The organism is Belnapia moabensis DSM 16746 (assembly GCF_000745835.1).
GTDB lineage: Bacteria > Pseudomonadota > Alphaproteobacteria > Acetobacterales > Acetobacteraceae > Belnapia > Belnapia moabensis.
Window position 1 is genome coordinate 133666 of record NZ_JQKB01000002.1, and the last position, 17641, is coordinate 151306.

15 protein-coding genes are annotated in these 17641 nt (G+C 69.6%); 12 read left to right on the top strand and 3 right to left on the bottom strand.

The window, feature by feature from the left end; all coding sequences use genetic code 11:
* Positions 1 to 2: 2 nt before the first annotated feature.
* The 11 genes from EP26_RS01655 (at position 3) to cuyB (ending at position 14148) form a co-directional block, all read left to right on the top strand.
* Entirely contained in the window at positions 3 to 953 is a 951-nt protein-coding gene (locus EP26_RS01655; protein ID WP_043334992.1) for an aspartate carbamoyltransferase catalytic subunit, read from the top strand.
* A complete protein-coding gene (locus tag EP26_RS01660; protein WP_043335156.1) occupies positions 946 to 2223 on the top strand; it encodes a dihydroorotase in 1278 nt (425 codons plus the stop codon). Before EP26_RS01655 ends, EP26_RS01660 begins: the two co-directional genes overlap by 8 nt.
* Entirely contained in the window at positions 2220 to 2801 is a 582-nt protein-coding gene (gene plsY, locus EP26_RS01665) for a glycerol-3-phosphate 1-O-acyltransferase PlsY (protein ID WP_043334994.1), read from the top strand. Before EP26_RS01660 ends, plsY begins: the two co-directional genes overlap by 4 nt.
* 67 nt (positions 2802 to 2868) lie before the next feature.
* Positions 2869 to 3954: a DNA-processing protein DprA gene (dprA, locus tag EP26_RS01670; protein ID WP_043335157.1), complete on the top strand. Its 1086-nt coding sequence runs from the start codon at positions 2869 to 2871 to the stop codon at positions 3952 to 3954.
* A 62-nt stretch (positions 3955 to 4016) separates the two neighbouring features.
* A complete protein-coding gene (topA, locus tag EP26_RS01675) occupies positions 4017 to 6791 on the top strand; it encodes a type I DNA topoisomerase (RefSeq protein ID WP_043334996.1) in 2775 nt (924 codons plus the stop codon).
* Positions 6792 to 6793: 2 nt separating this feature from the next.
* A complete protein-coding gene (locus tag EP26_RS01680) occupies positions 6794 to 8908 on the top strand; it encodes a ribonuclease R family protein (RefSeq protein ID WP_245624261.1) in 2115 nt (704 codons plus the stop codon).
* Entirely contained in the window at positions 8908 to 10422 is a 1515-nt protein-coding gene (locus tag EP26_RS01685; protein WP_052388675.1) for a S41 family peptidase, read from the top strand. The genes EP26_RS01680 and EP26_RS01685 overlap by 1 nt, the downstream gene beginning before the upstream one ends.
* A gap of 142 nt (positions 10423 to 10564) precedes the next feature.
* Complete coding sequence (locus tag EP26_RS01690; protein WP_052388676.1) at positions 10565 to 11017, top strand: thermonuclease family protein; 453 nt, start codon at positions 10565 to 10567, stop codon at positions 11015 to 11017.
* Positions 11018 to 11154: 137 nt separating this feature from the next.
* Positions 11155 to 12474, top strand: a complete 1320-nt coding sequence (gene gltA, locus EP26_RS01695) for a citrate synthase (protein ID WP_043334999.1) — start codon at positions 11155 to 11157, stop codon at positions 12472 to 12474.
* Between the two features lie 355 nt (positions 12475 to 12829).
* Positions 12830 to 13432: a hypothetical protein gene (locus EP26_RS01700; RefSeq protein WP_245624262.1), complete on the top strand. Its 603-nt coding sequence runs from the start codon at positions 12830 to 12832 to the stop codon at positions 13430 to 13432.
* A 17-nt stretch (positions 13433 to 13449) separates the two neighbouring features.
* Positions 13450 to 14148 carry a cysteate racemase gene (gene cuyB / locus EP26_RS01705; protein ID WP_043335004.1) on the top strand — a complete coding sequence of 233 codons (699 nt, stop codon included), beginning with the start codon at positions 13450 to 13452 and terminating at the stop codon, positions 14146 to 14148.
* 3 nt (positions 14149 to 14151) lie between these two features.
* Here the strand turns inward: cuyB and EP26_RS01710 are convergent, their stop codons facing one another.
* Positions 14152 to 14400, bottom strand: a complete 249-nt coding sequence (locus EP26_RS01710; RefSeq protein WP_408735087.1) for a hypothetical protein — start codon at positions 14398 to 14400, stop codon at positions 14152 to 14154.
* 213 nt (positions 14401 to 14613) lie between these two features.
* Positions 14614 to 15690: a tartrate dehydrogenase gene (locus EP26_RS01715; protein WP_043335007.1), complete on the bottom strand. Its 1077-nt coding sequence runs from the start codon at positions 15688 to 15690 to the stop codon at positions 14614 to 14616.
* 97 nt (positions 15691 to 15787) lie between these two features.
* Between EP26_RS01715 and EP26_RS01720 the strand changes: the two genes are divergently transcribed.
* Positions 15788 to 16771 (top strand): phosphoribosylaminoimidazolesuccinocarboxamide synthase, encoded by a 984-nt coding sequence (locus EP26_RS01720; protein WP_043335010.1) that lies wholly within the window; start codon positions 15788 to 15790, stop codon positions 16769 to 16771.
* Here EP26_RS01720 and EP26_RS01725 read toward each other — a convergent pair.
* Positions 16680 to 17636 carry a protein-methionine-sulfoxide reductase heme-binding subunit MsrQ gene (locus EP26_RS01725; RefSeq protein ID WP_245624263.1) on the bottom strand — a complete coding sequence of 319 codons (957 nt, stop codon included), beginning with the start codon at positions 17634 to 17636 and terminating at the stop codon, positions 16680 to 16682. The genes EP26_RS01720 and EP26_RS01725 overlap by 92 nt on opposite strands.
* Positions 17637 to 17641: the final 5 nt, after the last annotated feature.

The following is a 17641-nucleotide window of genomic DNA, read 5'->3' on the forward strand; positions in this document are numbered from 1 at the left end:
GGATGTCCTTTTCCTTCCCCATCCTCCCCGATGGCCATCTCCTCGCCATCGAGGGGCTGGAGCCGCCGCATATCGGCGCCCTGCTCGACCTGGCCGAGAGCTATGCCCTGCTCAACCGCCAGGGGAAGACCCAGCGGGACCTGCTCAAGGGCAGGACCCTCATCAACCTCTTCTTCGAGGACAGCACCCGGACGCGCACCAGCTTCGAGCTGGCCGGCAAGCGGCTGGGTGCGGATGTGATCAACATGTCCGTCTCCAACTCCTCGGTGAACAAGGGCGAGACGTTGATCGACACGGCAACCACGCTGAACGCCATGCATTGCGATCTGCTGGTGGTCCGCCATGCCCAGTCCGGGGCGCCTGCCCTGCTCTCGCAGAAGGTCTCGGCGAGCGTCATCAACGCGGGGGACGGCACCCATGAGCACCCGACCCAGGCGCTGCTGGATGCGCTCACCATCCGCCGCCGCAAGGGCAGGCTGGAGGGGCTGGTGGTCGCCATCTGCGGCGACGTGCTCCATAGCCGTGTCTCCCGCTCCAATATCCACCTGCTGACGGCGATGAATGCCCGCGTCCGCGTTATCGGCCCACCCACTCTCATACCCGCCGAGGCAGCGCGGCTTGGCGTCGAGGTCTTCCACGACATGAAGGCGGGCCTTGCTGGCGCCGATGTGGTCATGATGCTGCGCCTGCAGAAGGAGCGGATGACGGGCGGCCTCGTCCCCTCCTCGCGCGAGTTCTTCCGTTTCTTCGGCCTCGACCGGGAGAAGCTCGGCTGGGCAAAGCCGGATGCGATGGTGATGCATCCGGGGCCGATGAACCGCGGCATCGAGATCGACAGCGCCATCGCCGACGACCCGGAGCGGAGCGTCATCGGCGAGCAGGTGGAGATGGGCGTCGCCTGCCGGATGGCGGTGCTGGATGTGCTGGCGCGGGACCTTCGCCGCAATGCGTGACCTGTTGATCGCGGGCGCCCGCCTGCTCGACCCCGCGACCGGCCTCGACGCGCCGGGCGACCTCCTCGTCCGAGGCGGGCTGATCCTCGACCACGGCCCCAACCTCTCCCGCCCCGAGGGCGCCGAGATCGTCGAGGCCCATGGCGCCTGCCTCGCCCCGGGCTTTGTCGATCTCCGCGCCGCCATCGGCGAGCCGGGGGCGGAGCACCGCGAAACCATCGCTTCCGCCGCAGCGGCTGCCGTTGCAGGGGGCATCACTACGCTTTGCGTCCTGCCGGATACCGATCCGGCGCTGGACGACCCGGCCCTAGTGCAGTTCGTCCTCCGCCGCGGCGAAGCGACGGGCAGCATCACCCTCCTCCCCTATGCCGCCGCCACCAAGCGTTGCGAGGGTCGGGAAATCGCCGAATACGGGCTGCTGCTGGAGGCCGGTGCCGTCGCCCTCACGGACGGGCGGCGGGCAATAGGCCATGCGCGGACCATGCGCCTCGCCCTCTCCTATGCTCGAGCCTTCGGACGGATGGTGGTGCAGCATCCGGAGGAGCCAGGCCTCGCCGCTGGCGGCGCCGCGACCGAGGGCGAGCTGGCGACGCGGCTCGGCCTGCCCGGCATCCCGGCGGCGGCCGAGGCGATGATGGTGCAGCGCGACATCGCCCTTTCGCGCCTCACCGGCGGGCATGTGCATTTCGCCCATGTCAGTACTCGTGCGGCGCTCGACCTGATCCGCGCCGCGAAGGCCGAAGGGCTCGCCGTCACCTGCGACACGGCACCGCCCTATTTCGACCTGAACGAGACGGCGATCGGCGACTACCGCACCTATGCCAAGCTTTCCCCGCCGCTGCGGCCGGAGGCGGACCGACTGGCTGTGGTCGCGGCGATGCAGGACGGCACCGTCGACGCCATCGCCTCGGACCACCAGCCGCATGATGCCGACGACAAGCGCCTGCCCTTCGCCCAGGCCGAGGCAGGCGGCGCCGGCCTCGCCACGCTGCTCGGCGTCACCCTTGCCCGGGTCCATGGCGGGGACCTGCCGCTGCTCCAGGCGCTCGGACTGCTGACGGCGCGGCCGGCGGGGCTGCTCGGCTTGCCGATCGGGCGGCTGGCCAAGGGGGCGGCGGCCGACCTGGTGCTGTTCGAGCTCGATCGCGGCTGGCAGGTGAAGGCCGGCGCCTTGCCCGGCAAGGCACAGAACTCGCCCTTCGATGGACGGGCGCTGGAGGGTCGGGTAGTCGGCACTTGGAAGGCTGGCCGGAGGGTTTACAGCGCATGAGCCTGCTGTTCGCCCTACTGCTCGGCTATCTGCTGGGCTCCGTGCCCTGGGGGCTGCTGCTGGTGCGCACCGCCGGCCTCGGTGACGTCCGCGCCATCGGCTCCGGCAGCATCGGCGCGACCAATGTGCTGCGGACGGGCAACAAGTCGCTCGCCGCCGCGACCTTGGCGCTCGATATCGCCAAGGGGGCGCTTGCATTGTGGGTAGCAGGCAGCCTCTGGGGCGAGCAGGCGGGGCTGGCGGCCGGCTTCGGCGCCGTGCTGGGCCATGCCTTCCCGGCCTGGCTTGGCTTCAGGGGCGGCAAGAGCGTGGCGACGGGCGGCGGCGTGCTGCTGGCGGCGGCTTGGTGGCTTGGCCTCGGTGCGGCGCTGGTCTGGCTGGCGACGGCCTTTCTCACGCGCATCTCCTCGGCGAGCGCGCTCGTCGCCTGCGTCGCGGCGCCGGTGCTGGCGCTGGTGGCGGGGCGGCATGACCTGGCGCTCTTCAGCGCGGGGATCGCCCTGCTGGTCGTCATCCGGCACCGGGCGAATATCGAGCGCCTGCTGGCGGGAACGGAGCCGCGGATCGGTCGTAAGTAAGTCGAAACGAAAAACTGGACTTCGGCGGAAGGCCATGGTTCCTGGCCGCTGAACCATGGCTGTGCCGATGACCGCCGATACGCTCGACCGCCTTCGCCTTGCCCGCACCGAAGGGCTTGGGCCGCAGATCTTCCAACGCTTGCTCGACCGCTTCGGCACGGCCCGCAAGGCGCTTGAGGCCTTGCCGGAATTCAGCAAGGGCAAGCTTGTCCCGCCCCCCGCCAGCGTCGCGGAGCGGGAGATGGCGGCTGTTGCCAAGCTGGGCGGGCGATTCCTTTTTGTCGGCCTGCCCGGCTATCCGCCCTTGCTGGAGACGCTCTACGACCCGCCGCCGGCCATCGCCCTGCTCGGCAATGCGGCGGCGCTCGCGCCGCGCGCTGTGGCGATCGTCGGTGCCCGCAGCGCCTCCACCGCCGGCCGGCGGGTCGCCGACGCCCTCGCCGCGGATCTGGCCAAGGCCGGGCTCGTCATCGTCTCCGGCATGGCGCGCGGGATCGATGCCGCGGCCCATATCGGCGCGATGCGGGAAGGGCGGACGGTGGCCGTCGTCGCTACCGGGCTCGACCGTCCCTATCCAGCCGAACATGCGGCGCTGCAGGCGCGCATCGTCGCCGAGGGCGGAGCCGTGCTCGCCGAGGCGCCGCTCGGCACTGCGCCCCTTGCCCAGCACTTCCCGCGGCGGAACCGGATCGTCGCGGCGCTCGCCATGGGCGTCGTGGTGGTGGAGGCGGCGCAACGCTCGGGCAGCCTCATCACGGCGCGGCTCGGGCTGGAATTGGGGCGGGAACTCTTCGCCGTGCCCGGCAATCCGCTCGACCAGCGCTGCCGCGGCTCGAACGACCTCATCCGCCAGGGCGCCCATCTCACCGAATCGGCCGAGGACGTGCTGCCGAACCTGCCCGAGGCACCGCATGCCGAGCCCCTCTTCACCCCGCGCCCGGAGCTCAAGGCTCCGCCCGCCCAGGCTCTTCCGCCCGGGGAGGCAGGACAAGTCTTTGAATTGCTTGGCGCCGCTCCCATAGCGGTTGACGAGGTGGTGCGGCGCTGCCACCTGTCGCCCTCCGCGGTCCAGACGATCCTTCTCGAATTCGAATTGGCCGGGCGGGTAGAGATGTTGCCGGGCAACCGCGTGGCGCTCACCGGCCAGGCCTGACGGAAGGGCGCCGGGACCGGAACTTATGCACCCGGCCGCGAAGGCCAGGGGGACTGGAGTCCATGACGGACGTCGTCGTTGTCGAATCGCCCGCCAAGGCCAAGACGATCAACAAGTACCTCGGGGGGGACTACAAGGTCCTCGCCAGCTTCGGCCATGTGCGCGACCTGCCGCCGAAGGACGGCTCGGTCCGTCCCGACGAAGACTTCGCCATGGACTGGGAGGCGGAGGATCGTGGCGAACGCCAGGTCAACGAAATCGCCCGCGCCCTGAAGGGCGCCCGGCGCCTTTTCCTCGCCACCGACCCTGACCGCGAAGGCGAGGCAATCTCCTGGCACGTCCAGGACATGCTGGCGCGGAAGGGCGCGCTGAAAGGCGTCGAGGTCCGGCGCATCACCTTCAACGAGATCACCAAGCGCGCCATCCAGCACGCCATCGCCCATCCGCGCGACCTGGATGCGCCGCTGATCGACGCCTACCTCGCGCGCCGCGCGCTCGACTACCTGGTGGGTTTCACCCTCTCGCCGGTGCTTTGGCGGAAGCTGCCCGGCAGCCGCTCGGCCGGCCGCGTGCAATCCGTGGCGCTTCGCCTCATCTGCGAGCGCGAGGCGGAGATCGAGGCCTTCAAGGCCCGTGAGTACTGGACGGTCGAGGGTCGCTTCACGACGCCGCAGGGCGCGCCCTTCACCGCGCGGCTGACGCATCTCGACGGCAAGAAGCTCGACCAGTTCGACCTGCCGGACGAGGCAAGCGCCATGCGCGCCAAGGCTGCCGTCGAGGCGGGAACCTTCTCGGTCGTTTCGGTCGAGAAGCGCCGCGTCCGCCGCAACCCGCCCGCCCCCTTCACCACCTCGACCTTGCAGCAGGAAGCCAGCCGCAAGCTCGGCATGGGCGCGCAGCAGACGATGCGCACCGCCCAGCAGCTCTATGAGGGCGTCGACATCCAGGGCGAGACGGTCGGTCTCATCACCTATATGCGGACCGATGGCGTGCAGATGGCGCGCGAGGCGATCGCCGCCATCCGCGACCATGTGAAGAGCGATTTCGGGCCCGATTACCTGCCCTCCGCACCGCGCGAATACTCCTCCAAGGCGAAGAACGCCCAGGAGGCGCATGAGGCGATCCGCCCGACCGATGTGGGCAACACGCCGGAGCGCGTCTCCCGCTTCCTCGACGACCGGCAGCGCAAGCTCTACGAGCTGATCTGGAAGCGCGCCGTCGCCAGCCAGATGCAGTCGGCCGAGCTCGACCAGACCACGGTCGAGATCGCCGATGACAACCGCAGGACCGTGCTGCGCGCGACCGGCTCCGTCATCGCCTTCGACGGCTTCCTCAAGCTCTACCGCGAGGATGAGGACGACCGCGCCGCCGATGCCCGCGCCGGCCTTGTCACCGGCGCACACGAGGACGAGGAAAGCCGCACCCTGCCGCCGATGCGCGAGCGCGACCCGCTGAAGCGCGGCGAGGTCTCGGCGCTGCAGCACTTCACCCAGCCGCCGCCGCGTTTCTCCGAGGCGACGCTGGTGAAGAAGCTGGAGGAGCTCGGCATCGGCCGGCCCTCGACCTATGCGTCCATCCTGCAGACCTTGCAGGACCGGGACTATGTGAAGCTCGACAAGCGCCGCTTCTTCCCCGAGGACCGCGGGCGGCTCGTCACCACTTTCCTGGTCCATTTCTTCGAGCGCTATGTCGATACCGGCTTCACCGCCGGGCTCGAGGAGCAGCTCGACGACATCTCCGGCGGCAAGATCGATTGGCGCGCGGTGATGCGCGCCTTCTGGGACGATTTCCGCAAGGCGGTAGATGCCACCAAGGACCTGAAGATCAGCGACGTCATCGACACGCTGGACGAGGAGCTGGGGCCGCATTTCTTCCCCGAGCGCGGCGACGGCACCGACCCGCGCGTCTGCCCGGCCTGCTCCGGCGGCCGGCTGGGGCTGCGCCTCGGGCGAACGGGCGCCTTCATCGGCTGCTCGAACTACCCGGAATGCCGCTACACGCGCCCTCTCATCGCCCCCGGCGCCGAGGGCGAGGGCTCGACCGGCCTGACCGAAGGCCCCCGCGAGCTCGGCACGGATCCGGCCACCGGCGAGAAGGTGACGGTCCGCCGTGGCCCCTATGGCGTCTATGTTCAGCTCGGCGAGGGCGGTACGGATGCCAAGGGCAAGCCGACCAAGCCCCGCCGCGCCAGCCTGACGCGTGACATGGACCCGGACACGCTCGACCTGGACCGGGCGCTGAAGCTGCTATCCTTGCCGCGCGTCGTCGGGCGAGACCCGGAGAGCGGAGAGGAGATCCAGGCCGGGCTCGGCCGCTTCGGCCCCTATATCAAGGTGGGTTCCATCTTCCAGTCGCTGGAGCCGGGGGATGATGTGCTCTCGCTTGGCATGAACCGGGCGATGGAGCTGCTCGCCAAGGCCCGTGCCAAGGTCCGCTTCGTCGGGCCGCATCCGAAGGACGGTTCCCCGGTCGAAATCCGCAAGGGTCGCTTCGGGCCCTATGCCCAGCATGGCAAGATGGTGGCCAACCTGCCGCGCAACCTCGTCATGGAGGATGCGACGCTGGAGGAGACCGTCGCCCTGCTGGCCGAGAAGGGCAAGGAGCTGGTGCCGAAGGGAAAGGGCGCCAAGGGCAAGGGCAAGGCGGCGAAGCCGGCCGCCAAGGCGGACGCGGCCAAGGCGAACGGTGCCGAGCCGGCGCCGGCCAAGCCCACCCCGCGCAAGGCGGCCGCCAAGCCCGCGGCGCGGAAGCCGGCCGCGGCGGCGGCTAAGAAGCCCGCTGCCAAGGCCAAGCCCGCCCCCAAGGCCCCGGCCCGGAAGCCGGCGGCCAAGGCCTGACGGTGGAGCGCCCCCCCCCCTCCAAGGAGGAGTTGCGCCGCTTCATCGAGGCCGCGCCGGGCAAGGTCGGCAAGAGCGAGATCAGCCGGCATTTCGGCCTGACCTCCGACCAGCGCCCTGCGCTCCGCGCCCTGCTGAAGGACGTGCTGGCGGAGGGCGGCGTGATGCCGGCCGGCCGCCGGGGCCTCGCCGCGCCTGGCAGGTTGCCGGAGATGGCGGTGGTCGAAGTCTTCGGCACCGACCCGGATGGCGACCCGCTGGCCCGGCCACTCGGCTGGAAGGCCGAACAGGGTGCGATGCCGCTCGTCTACATGCGGCCAGAGCGCGCGGGCCAGCCGGCTTTGGCGCCGGGCGAACGGGTGCTGGCCCGGCTCAAGCCCGCCGGCCGCGGCCGCTACAATGGTACCACGGTGAGGCGCATCGGCAGCGCCCCGGCGCGGCTACTCGGCATTTTCGAGGATGGCCGGATCAAGCCGGTCGACCGCCGCCACCGGGCGGAATGGGAGGTGCCGGCGGGCGAGGCGGGTGGCGCCCAGCCTGGCGAGCTGGTCCTCGCCGAGCCGCTGCCAGGCCGGCCGATGGGCCTCCGCCCGGCGCGGATCATCGAGCGGCTGGGGCGGATGGGCGAGCCGCGCTCGGTCTCGCTGCTCTGCATCCATGTCCACGGCATCCCGCATGCGATGCCCGATGCGGCGCTGGCCGAGGCCGCGGCTGCGCGCGCCGTCGCGCCGGAGGGTCGTGAGGACCTCCGCGCCATTCCCCTCGTCACCATCGATGGCGAGGACGCGCGCGACTTCGACGATGCCGTCTGGGCCGAGCCTGTCGAAGGCGGTTGGCGCCTGCTCGTCGCCATCGCCGATGTGGCGCACTACGTCCGCCCCGGCAGCGCGCTCGACCGCGAGGCCTGGCTGCGCGGCAACAGCGTCTACTTCCCCGACCGCGTCGTGCCGATGCTGCCGGAGGCGCTCTCCAATGGCTGGTGCAGCCTGAAGCCGGGCGAGGATCGCGGCTGCCTTTTCGCCGAGATCACCATCGATGCCGCCGGCACCAAGACAACTCATCGCTTCGGGCGCGGCGTCATGCGGAGCGCCGCGCGCCTGACCTATGAGGGGTTCGAGGGCGGCGACGACCCGGCCGGGACCCGCGACGCCCTGCTCGGCGCCTATGCCGCGCTGCAGGCCGCCCGCGACCGCCGTGGCACGCTCGATCTCGACCTGCCGGAGCGGCGGGTCCGGCTGGACGAGGCTGGCCAAGTGCTCGCCGTCGAGCCACGCGCCCGCCTCGCCGCGCACCGGCTGATCGAGGAATTCATGATCGCGGCGAATGTCGCGGCGGCGGAGGAACTGGAGCGGCTCGGCCAGCCTTGCATGTACCGCGTGCACGACCGGCCCTCGGACGAGAAGCTCGAGGGGCTGAGAACTTTCCTCGCCAGCTTCGACATCACCCTGCCGCCGGGCGACCGGGTGCGCCCTGCGGATTTCGCTCTTGTGCTGGAGCGGGTGCGCGGCACGGCCGAGGAGCGGCTGGTCAACGAGACGCTACTGCGCGCCCAGTCCCAGGCCGCCTATGCACCGGACAATATCGGCCATTTCGGGCTCGCCCTGCCGCGCTATGCGCATTTCACTAGCCCGATCCGCCGCTACGCCGACCTCGCCGTCCACCGCGCATTGATTCGCGGCCTCCGCCTCGGCCCGGACGGGCTGACGGAGGAGGAGGCCAGCCGCTTCCCCGAAACCGGCGAGCACATCACCGCCACCGAGCGTCGCGCCGCCGCCGCCGAGCGCGACGCGGTGGAGCGCTACCTTGCGGCTTATATGGCACATCGTATCGGGGACGTGTTTCCGGCGACCATTTCCGGGGTGACACGCTTCGGCCTGTTCGTCACCCTGGAGGCGATTGGCGCGGCGGGAATTGTCCCCCTCGCGTCCCTGCCGGACGATCGATGGTTGCAGGATTTGCCGCGGCACGCCCTGGCGGGCCAGAGGACCGGGCTGCGCTTTGCCTTGGGGCAGGCGGTCGAGGTTCGTCTGGGCGAGGCCGTGCCGCGCACCGGTGGGTTGGTCTTCCACCTGATGCAGGGCATGCCTGCCAAGCCCCGCGGCGCGCGGCGGCGCTGATGCTGGTGCTGCTCGCCGCGCTACTCGGGCGCGGCGCGGCGGCGGAGGAGAGCTTCCCCAGGGAGCCGGTGCAGGCAGTACTCTCGGCCGCGCTCGGCGCGGTGCTGGAGCGGCATCTGGAAGCAGCGCCGGCATCCGATCTCGGCCTTTGGACCCTGCGTGGGCTGGAGGTGCTGGACACTCAGCTCAAGGCGGAGATGCGCTCCGGCACGCTGCTGCTGAATGCCGGCGACCGGCTGCTGGCCGCTCGCCCCCTACCCCCGCCCGTACCCAATGCGCCGCCGGATGCCGCGGCGCCGGGCTTGGCCCTCGGCCTCTCCGCGCTCTTCGAGGCAGCGTGGCAGCACTCGCCCCTGCTGCGCCGGGCCGGACCCGAGCGGATGCTGCGCAGCGGCTTCGAAGAGCTGTTCAACCATCTCGACCCCTATAGCCGCTACCTGACACCGGAGGAGGCTCAGGCAGCGCGCGGGAGGCGCGTCGGCCAGGTAGGGCTCGGCCTGCGGCTGGCTGCCGGGCGAGGGCGCGAGGTGGTGCTGGCAACCATTCTGCCCGGCGGGCCGGCGGCCATGGCAGGCCTCCGGCCGAATGACCGGGTGCTGGCGATCGACGGCGCCCCCGTTGCGGCCGATGACCTGGTCGGTGCCGCCGCGCTGCTGGAAGGCCCGGCCGGCACCGAGGTGGTGCTTCGCCTGCAACGCGGCGGGCGGCGCTTCACCGCCCGGCTGCTGCGCAGCCTACTGCCGCCGGAGACCGTCCATGCCGAGCGGCGGGACGATATCCTCTGGATCCGCCTCGACAATTTCTCCAGCGCCACCGACCGTTATGTGCTGGAGGCGCTGGCCGAAGGCTTCCCGCCTGACGGCGCTCGCGCCGCCCGGCCGCGCGGGGTGGTGCTCGACCTGCGCGGCAATCGCGGCGGGCTGCTCGGCCAGGCGGTGGCGGTGGCGGGTGCCTTCCTGCCCGGCGGGGTGGTGGCGCAGACGGCCGGGCGGCACCCGGATGCGGCCCGGGCCTATCTGGCGACGCTCGGCGACCGCACGGGCGGGGCGCCGGTCGTCGTGCTGGTCGATGGGCGCACCGCCTCGGCGGCGGAGATCGTCGCCGCGGCGCTGGCCGACCAGGGGCGGGCCGTGGTCGTCGGTAGCGCGACGACGGGCAAGGGGCTGGTGCAGCTGGTCATGCCCCTGCCGAATGGCGGGGAGCTGCTGGTGACCTGGTCGCGCGTGCTGGCGCCGCGGGGCTGGCCGATCCAGGGTCTCGGCGTGCTGCCGGCGCTCTGCACCAGCCTGGGCGAGGAGGCGACGGCGGCCGGCCTCGCCCGGCTGCGGCTGGACGATCCTCCGATGGCGGCCGCCCTGGCGCGGGAGAGGGCAGCCCGCGCCCCGGTGCCGGCAAGCGAGGTCGCAGCGCTGCGCGACACCTGCCCGCCAGCTGAGGGCAAACCCGCCGATGCAGCAGTGGCGCGCGTTCTGCTGACCGAGCCGGCCTCCTATGAAGCGGCACTGCCCCGCTGATCAGGTGCGGCATCAAGTTCGATTGCGATTCGATCACGAAAACGCTACCTGTCGGGCCATGCGACAGCGCCGCATCTTCCGCCCTGCGACTGCCCCCCGTCGTTGGCGTGCACCCGCCATAGGCTGCGGCCTGATCGGGGCCGTGACCTTGCTGGCAACTGCCTTCCCCCGCGAGCCGATGCGCTTCGTCCCGGCAGAGCAGCGCTGGTCGGCTGGGGCGGCCGAAGTGATGGTGGTGGATGCCGATACGCTGCGTCTCGGCGAGCGGGTGTTGCGGCTTGCGGGCCTTGCCGTGCCGGAGCGGGGCATGGCGCGGTGCGGCGCGGTGGATTGCGCTGCCGGCGCGGCGGATACGCTGGCGCGGCTGGTCCGGGGCCGCGCGGTCGAATGCCTGGTCCATGGGCGGGACAGGCTCGGCCGGGCGCTCGGCCGCTGCGAGGCCGGGGGCGTGAGCCTCAACCGGGCTATGGCCGAGGCCGGCTGGGCGCTGGCCGAACCCGCCGATGCGGTGCTGGAAGGCGCAGCCCGGGATGCCGGCCGGGGCCTCTTCACACCAGGCGCTACGCCGCCTGAGGCTTGGCATCGCAGTTCCTGAACACGAGCGGGGAAACCCGCGCGTTCCCGGCCCGTTCCGGGCTGCGTTGCCAAGCCGCGACACCACCCGATATCTTGCACCGCACCATCCGACCGCGTCTTCCTGGCACGGCCGCAACATCCGAGGACACAGGCGACATGAGCAGCACGGCATCCGGGGCGGCCAAGCCAACCGTCACCGTCACCTTGGACGGGACCAACCGCAGTACGACCCTGCCGCTGCTCTCCGGCACGCTCGGCCCGGCGGTGGCCGATATCCGCAAGCTCTACGGCGATCTGGGCGTCTTCACCTTCGATCCGGGCTACGGCGCGACGGCCTCCTGCGAGAGCAAGATCACCTATATCGACGGCGATGCCGGGGTACTGCTCTATCGCGGCTACCCGATCGAGCAGCTGGCCGAGCAGTCCGACTTCACCGAGGTCGCCTACCTGCTGCTCGAGGGCGAGTTGCCGAATGCAAGCCAGTTGGCCGAGTTCCGCAAGAACGTCACCTACCACACCATGCTGCACGAGCAGCTGCGTCGCTTCTTCGACGGCTTCCGCCGCGATGCGCACCCGATGGCGATCCTCTGCGGCGTCGTCGGCGCGCTGGCCGCCTTCTACCACGACAACCTCGACATCAACGATGCGCGGCAGCGCGAGGTGGCGGCCTTCCGCCTGATCGCCAAGGTGCCGACCATCGCGGCCTGGGCCTACAAGTATTCGATCGGCCAGCCCTTCATGTATCCGCGCAACGACCTGAGCTATGCGGAGAATTTCCTCTACATGCTCAACGCCGTGCCGGCGGAGCCCTATGTCAGCAACCCGATCCTCTCGCGCGCCATGGACCGCATCCTGGTGCTGCATGCGGATCACGAGCAGAACGCCTCGACCAGCACGGTGCGCCTTGCCGGCTCGACCGGCGCCAATCCCTTCGCCTGCGTCGCCGCCGGCATCGCCGCGCTCTGGGGCCCGGCGCATGGCGGCGCCAACGAGGCGGTGCTGAAGATGCTCGGCGAGATCGGCAAGCCGGAGAACATCCCCGAGTTCATCCGGCAGGTGAAGGACAAGAACGCCCATACCAAGCTCATGGGCTTCGGCCACCGGGTCTACAAGAACTTTGACCCGCGGGCGAAGATCATGAAGGACACCTGCCACGAGGTCCTCGCCGAGCTTGGCATCAAGGACGAGCCGCTGCTCGACATGGCGATGGAGATGGAGCGCATCGCGCTGGAGGACGACTACTTCGTCTCCCGCAAGCTCTACCCGAACGTCGACTTCTACTCGGGCATCATCCTGAAGGCGATGGGCATCCCGACCCACATGTTCACGGTGCTCTTCGCCGTCGCGCGGACGGTGGGCTGGGTGAGCCAGTGGAAGGAGCTGATCGAGGATCCGGCGCAGCGCATCGGCCGGCCGAGGCAGATCTACAGCGGCGCCCCGACACGCGACTACGTCCCCGTTAGCCGCCGCGACTGAATCGGGTGAGCTTGGGATGAAATGGGCCGGCCGGGGGCGACCCCGGCCGGTTTTTTTGTGCCTTGAGGCAATCCGTTCCACGATGAGCGGCAATCTTCGCTGAACGAGACAGTGTTCTCATTGGGCCTGTTTCAAGTATTCACAGGCTGTTATTGTATCTTCTACAAGTATTTTCTGATGTTCAAACAGACGCACCAAATATTCATTTCCAGAACATAACAAGAATCCCGGCAATTTTCATTGCGCGTCCGATTCATTTTTGGCCAGTATGCTGTGCTGGTTGCGTGAACGGCTCAGGATACATTCGATGCGCGAGGCTTTGATGTCCGTACCACCCCACTCCCTGGATCACCAGGTGCGGACGCAACTGAAGAAATGGCCGCAGCGCCCGCCTGGCGTCGTCCCGAACACGAAGCAGCCGGGCACCTGGCTGCGCGGCCGCCCAGGTGACATAGCGGCGACCAACCAACCCTACCTGAAGCTTCCCGGCTCGAACCGGCTGCGGACGCTGCCCGATGGGCTCTGGCTCCACTTCTCACCCGATTCGATCGACCCTTATGTCGACATCCTCTGCATTGAGGCCTGTTCCTCGTTGCAGAACCTGCTCGACAAGCGCTCCCGCTTCGCGCCGACCACCTCGTCGCTGATGGCCTATTGCCCGCTCGATTGGCTGCTCAGCCCCGCGCAGCCGAACGATGCGACACCCCGCTGGCGCCTGATCCGCATGCTCAAGACTGAGCCGGCGCAGCCGCTGATTCTGCCGGTACGGGATGTGCGCGTGGTCTTCGGCCTGAAGACACGGCATTACGAGGGCTTTGCGCGCAACCAGGTGGCGCAACCGCATGAATTCTATTGCCCGATGGAGGCGCTCACCGCCGAAGGCGGCCATGAGGATCCGGCGATGCGCGCGATGATGGCCCGCGCCAGCGCGATGGCGAACTTCATGAGCCTGCCCTGATCGGGCATGCTGCGCGCATGACCAAGATTCTCGGCGTCCTCGGCGGCATGGGCCCGCTAGCCAGCGCGCAGTTCATGCTGCGCCTCACCCTGCTCACACCGGCGGAGCGCGACCAGGAGCATATCCCGGCCGTGCTCTGGTCCGACCCGCGCGTGCCGGACCGCACCGCGGCCCGCCTCGGCAACGGCGAGGACCCGCTGCCGGCCCTGCTGCGGGGCATAAATGGGCTGGAGGCGGCAGGCTGTGGCGCTATCGCCATCCCCTGCAACACTGCCCATGGCTGGCATGCGGCGATGCAGGCGGCGACCGCCCTGCCCATCCTGCATATCGTCGGGGCGACGGCGGATGAACTGGCACGACTCGGCGTGACGCAGGGGCCGATCGGGGTGATGGGTACGGCGGCGACGCTCGAGATGCGGCTCTACCAGCAAGGGCTGGAGCGGCGCGGCTGGCACTGTCTGGTGCCGGATGCGACGGAGATGGCGGAGCGGGTCTCGCCGGGGATCGCAATGGTGAAGGCGAACCGGGTCGCCGAGGCCTATGCGCCGCTGGCCGAGGTCGCTTGCAGCCTGGTGGCGCGGGGGGCGAAGGCGGTGGTGCTAGGCTGCACGGAGATTCCGCTCGGCATCGCGGCGGGGCCTGCCCTGCCCTTCCCGGTCGCCGACAGCATCGACGCACTGGCCAGGGCGGCAATCACCTGGGCCAGATCCGATTAACAATCAGTCGCAGTCGCAACCGTCGGTCGGGCCTTTATCGCCGCGGATGACATGATGGTCGATCCATTCGGCGACCAGCCGGCGAGCCTCCTGCACGGAGGCTTCCGGATGATGCACGCGATAGAGGGTTGTGCAGGCGCGGAAAGCCGAGAGATCGTCATTCCCCGTATCGCGCAGTTCGCGATAGGCGGTGACCACGGCACGCTCGCAGCGGCGGCCTATGACGGCGGTCTCGGCGGCCAGATGACCCATCAACCAACTCCTCCGGTCGCAAGCGAGTTGAGAATCACTCGCAACAGAAGAGCATGCTAGCGATGCGGGTCCGATCCTTCAAGGGCTGATCGGGCCGCTCACCGGGTTTGATCGAAGCCTTCAATCCTGCCCGGTTCACATCGTCCAGACGTCGGGTGCGCCTGGGGCTAAGGCTGTCCAATCAGCTATCGAAGCCGAGGCCTGCTACTCATGTCAGGCCCGCGCCACGGCCTCCGCCAGCGCCTTGCCGACATCGACCGTGCCGGCTTGGCCACCCATGTCGCGGGTGCGCGGGCCGCCTTCGGCCAGCATCCGCTCGATGGTTTGCACGATCGCATCCGCCGCCGCTTTCTCGCCGAGATGCTCCAGCATCATCGCGCCCGACCAGATCTGCCCGATGGGGTTGGCAACCCACTTGCCGGCGATGTCGGGGGCCGAGCCATGCACCGGCTCGAACATCGAGGGATGCGTCTTCTCCGGGTTGATATTGGCCGAGGCGGCGATGCCGATGGAGCCCGCGACGGCCGGGCCGAGGTCGGAGAGGATGTCGCCGAACAGGTTGGAGCCGACCACCACATCGAACCAGTCCGGATGCTGCACGAAATGCGCGCAGAGGATGTCGATATGGAACTGGTCGGTCGTCACCTCCGGATAGTTCTTCGCCATCTCGGCGAAGCGCTCGTCCCAGTAGGGCATGGTGAAGGTGATGCCGTTCGACTTGGTGGCGCTTGTCAGCTTCTTCCGCTTCCTCGTCATGGCCAGCTCGAAGGCGTATTTCATGATCCGGTCGCAGCCGATCCGGGTGAGGATACTCTGCTGCGAGACGAATTCGCGGTCCGTTCCTGGGAACATGCGGCCGCCGACCGAGCTGTACTCGCCCTCGGTGTTCTCCCGCACCACGTAGAAGTCGATATCCTCCGGCCCGCGATTGGCGAGCGGCGACTTCGACCCTGGCAGCAGCTTGCAGGGGCGGAGCGACACATACTGGTCGAAGCCCCGGCGGATCGGGATGAGCAGGCCCCAGAGCGAGACATGGTCCGGGACGCCAGGCCAGCCGACCGCGCCGAGGAAGACGCTGTCCGTCCGGCTCAGCTGCTCCAGCCCGTCCTCCGGCATCATCCGGCCGGTCTGGGCATAGGTCTCGCAGGACCAGTCGTAATGGGTCAGTTCCAGGTCGAAGCCGAAGCGGCGGGCGGCGGCATCCAGCACGCGCAGCCCTTCGGGCGTCGTCTCCTTGCCGATGCCGTCACCGGGGATGACGGCGATGCGGTATGTCTTGCGGGTGCTCATGCGGCAGTCTCCTCTCCGGCACCATGGCGCAGAGGGCGGCGCGGCTCAACCGGATGGGGTATAGGATCGTCGCCCCGCTGCAAGGACCACCTGCCGGATGACCAGCACTGCTGACCTCGCCCCCTATGCCGGACTCGTCCTGCGCGACGCCGCCATTCCCGAATTGCCGAACCACTACCGCGGCAAGGTGCGGGAGAATTACGACCTGCCGGACGGGCGGCGCCTCATCATCGCCACCGACCGGCTCTCCGCCTTCGACCGCAACATCACCGCCGTACCGCTGAAGGGCCAGGTGCTGACCCAGATCGCCCGCTACTGGTTCGACCGCACGCGGGACATCTGCCCGAACCACGTCATCGCCTACCCGGACCCCAACGTGCTGCTCTGCCAAAGCCTCCGGATCATGCCGGTCGAGGTAGTGGTGCGGGACTACCTGGCGGGCACCACCTCCACCTCCATCCTCTCGATGTATCAGGGGGGGCGGCGGGACATGTACGGCCACCGCTTCCCCGACGGCCTCAGGGCCAACGAGAAGCTGCCGCACAGCATCCTGACGCCGACCACCAAGGCCTTCGACACCGGCCACGATGAGGAGCTGACGCCGGAGCGCATCATCGAGGGCGGGCTGCTGACCGAGGCGCAATGGGCCGAGGTCTCGGCGCTCGCCCTCGACCTCTTCGCCCGCGGGCGAGAGATGGCGGCGAAGCAGGGCCTCATCCTGGTCGATACCAAGTACGAGTTCGGCTTCGACGCCGAAGGCCGCATCATCCTCGCCGATGAGATCCACACGCCGGATTCAAGCCGCTACTGGTTCGCCGCCACCTATCCGGAGCGCTTCGAGGCAGGCGAGGCGCCGCAGAGCTTCGACAAGGACTTCATCCGCCGCTGGGTGACTGCCCGCTGCGACCCCTACAAGGACGAGTTGCCGGAGATTCCGGCCGAGATCGTGCTCGAGGCGGCGCGGCTCTATGTCGAAGCCTTCGAGACCATCACCGGCCAGGATTTCCCGCTGCCGCCGGCGGGTGAGCCGGTGCTGGAGCGGGTGCGGCGGAACCTGGCGGGGTATTTCGGCGCAGGCTGATCCAGGCCGGGAGCGCCATCAGCGGCGGCGCCACCGCAGCCACCGCAGCCCAGACCGCCGGCCTCAACCCGAAGCTGACATCGAGATTGGCGGCGAGGATGCGGTCCGCCGGCAGGTTGGTCGCCAGCGCGTACCAGGCATATTCCACTCCCGCCGCCGCCAGCCCGGTCGCCGGGGCGAGCAGCAGCAGGGCGACCGGGTGCAGCCGCGCCCCCGCCGGGAGCAGCCGCCAGAGGATCAGCCAGGCGAGCAGCCCGGCCGCCAGCACCGCCTCCCAGAGCTGCGACTTCGATTGCAGGAAGAAGTGGAAGACCCCGAGCGCGGCGATCGGGAAAATGAGGCTATGCAGGCGCTTCCAGCGCCGCCCGAGCTTGCGCATCCAGCCATCGGTCGAGGTCCAGCCGAGTGCGGCGAGGCCGAGCAGCGCTACGAAGCCAATCGTCAGGTAGAAGCGCAGCGCGATCTCCGAGGCGATGCGCGGCAGCACGAAGTCCTGGTACGCCGCGTAGAGCAGCAAGTGCAGCAGCGCATAGGCGAGCGTCCCCAGCCCCAGCATGCGCCGCAGGCTCAGCACACGCGGCGAGGCGAGGATGCGCCCGAGCGGCGTCACCGCCAGCGTCACCAGCAGCAGGCGGATGGTCCAGAGGCCAATTTCCCGTAGCGCCGCCTTGGCCGGCTCCGGCCCCAGCCCTTCGGTAAGGCCGGTGAACAACAGCCAGCCGGCCGGCGCCAGCAGCAGCGCGAGCGTTGCGGCTCGCAGCGGCGAGAACCGCCCCGCCCGGTCGCGCCAGGGCCAGGGGAAGGATCGCGCGCCGCGGTGCGGCAGGGCGGGCGGGAAGGCAGTGCGGAGGATGGCCTGCATCATGCCCA

Coding starts and splice junctions, on each gene's coding strand:
- EP26_RS01655 (WP_043334992.1), top strand. CDS start 3: ATGTCCTTTTCCTTCCCCATCCTCCCCGATGGCCATCTCCTCGCCATC.
- EP26_RS01660 (WP_043335156.1), top strand. CDS start 946: ATGCGTGACCTGTTGATCGCGGGCGCCCGCCTGCTCGACCCCGCGACC.
- plsY (WP_043334994.1), top strand. CDS start 2,220: ATGAGCCTGCTGTTCGCCCTACTGCTCGGCTATCTGCTGGGCTCCGTG.
- dprA (WP_043335157.1), top strand. CDS start 2,869: ATGACCGCCGATACGCTCGACCGCCTTCGCCTTGCCCGCACCGAAGGG.
- topA (WP_043334996.1), top strand. CDS start 4,017: ATGACGGACGTCGTCGTTGTCGAATCGCCCGCCAAGGCCAAGACGATC.
- EP26_RS01685 (WP_052388675.1), top strand. CDS start 8,908: ATGCTGGTGCTGCTCGCCGCGCTACTCGGGCGCGGCGCGGCGGCGGAG.
- gltA (WP_043334999.1), top strand. CDS start 11,155: ATGAGCAGCACGGCATCCGGGGCGGCCAAGCCAACCGTCACCGTCACC.
- cuyB (WP_043335004.1), top strand. CDS start 13,450: ATGACCAAGATTCTCGGCGTCCTCGGCGGCATGGGCCCGCTAGCCAGC.
- EP26_RS01710 (WP_408735087.1), bottom strand. CDS start 14,400: ATGGGTCATCTGGCCGCCGAGACCGCCGTCATAGGCCGCCGCTGCGAG.
- EP26_RS01715 (WP_043335007.1), bottom strand. CDS start 15,690: ATGAGCACCCGCAAGACATACCGCATCGCCGTCATCCCCGGTGACGGC.
- EP26_RS01720 (WP_043335010.1), top strand. CDS start 15,788: ATGACCAGCACTGCTGACCTCGCCCCCTATGCCGGACTCGTCCTGCGC.
- EP26_RS01725 (WP_245624263.1), bottom strand. CDS start 17,636: ATGATGCAGGCCATCCTCCGCACTGCCTTCCCGCCCGCCCTGCCGCAC.